This window comes from Streptomyces sp. NPDC057623 (assembly GCF_042800355.1).
In the GTDB taxonomy this organism is placed as follows: Bacteria; Actinomycetota; Actinomycetes; order Streptomycetales; family Streptomycetaceae; genus Streptomyces.
In genome coordinates this window covers 1-1282 of sequence record NZ_JBHVGZ010000184.1, presented here as the reverse complement: position 1 = coordinate 1282, position 1282 = coordinate 1, and the positions used below count along the sequence as shown (strand labels likewise).

Sequence of the window (1282 nt, the reverse complement as noted above, 5' to 3'; positions counted from 1 at the left end):
TGAGCTTGTTCCGCTTTGACGGACACCATCCGTGTGGTGGTCAGGCTGCGAGTGCGGTCTCGTATTCGGCGGGACTGCGGTAGCCGAGGCTGCTGTGCAGTCGGTGCAAGTTGTACCAGCCCTCGATGAAGTCGAAGATCGCGGTGCGGGCGGCGGTCCGGTTGGGCCAGGTGCTCGTGTCGAGCACCTCCCGTTTGATGGTGGCGAAGAACGACTCGGCGAGTGCGTTGTCCCAGCACTGCCCGGTTCGGCCGACGGACAGGCGGACGCCGAACTTCGTTGCCAGAGAGGCGAATTGCTGACTGGTGTACTGACATCCGCGATCCGAGTGAAAGATCACCGGCCGGGTGGGACGACGCTGTCGGCAGGCCGCTATGAGGGCGTCAGCGACGAGGTCGGTTCGCAGGTGATCGGCTGTCGCCCAGCCGATCACCCGCCGGGAGGCGATGTCGATGACGGTGGCCAGATAGAGCCAGCCCTCCTCGGTGGGGACATAGGTGATGTCGCCGCACCAGCGGGTGTCGACGCCGGTTGGGTCGGGATCGAACTGCCGCAGGATGAGATCGGGCCGGGTGGCGGCGCGGGGGTCGGGGATGGTGGTCAGGTGCCGTCGTCTGCGGTGGCGGCCCTCCAGGCCCGCCGTTCGCATCAGTCTGGCGATGCGGCGGCGTCCGCAAACAGCACCCTCGCGTTTCAGGACGGCGTGGATGCGTGGAGCGCCGTAGGTGCCGCGGGACTTGGCGTGGACCTCGGTGATCTGCCCGGTCAGCTCGGCGTCACGGACCGCCCGCGGACCGGGCCTGCCGGTGCGGCGGGCATAGAAGGCGGTTCGGGAGACCTGCAGCAGTTCACACGCGCGCTTGACGTTGTGACCGTCTCGCTTCTCCGCCTCGATGAACGGGTGCACCGTCACCGGGTCTCCTTCGCGAAGAAAGCCGTGGCCCGCTTGAGGATGTCGACGTCCTCGCGCAGCCGGCGATTCTCCCGCCGCAACGCGGCCAGTTCCTCGCGTTCACTGCTGGTCAGGCCATCGCGTTCGCCCGCGTCGACCTCGGCCTGGCTGACCCACAGCCGCACCGCGGTCTCCGTCAGGTCGAAGTCCTTGGCGATCTGACCGACCGAGCGGTCACCGCGTCGGCACAGCTCGACGATCTCGGCCTTGAACTCCGGCGTGAACGAACGGCGAGGCCGAGGCTTCTTCTTCCCCATGCTCTCCATGATGGACATCCTTCCGGGGCGGAACCCCTGATCTCGGATGTCCGTCAAAGCGGATCAAGCCCAG

General features: G+C 67.1%; 2 protein-coding genes. Both read right to left on the bottom strand.

From position 1 onward, the window contains the following. Positions 1-40: 40 nt before the first annotated feature. The gene (locus ACFU95_RS51020) at positions 41-913 is read right to left on the bottom strand and encodes an IS3 family transposase (protein WP_383844812.1); all 873 of its coding nucleotides are present in this window, start codon (positions 911-913) and stop codon (positions 41-43) included. After that, entirely contained in the window at positions 910-1218 is a 309-nt protein-coding gene (locus tag ACFU95_RS51015) for a transposase (RefSeq protein ID WP_015654813.1), read from the bottom strand. The genes ACFU95_RS51020 and ACFU95_RS51015 overlap by 4 nt, the downstream gene beginning before the upstream one ends. Positions 1219-1282: the final 64 nt, after the last annotated feature.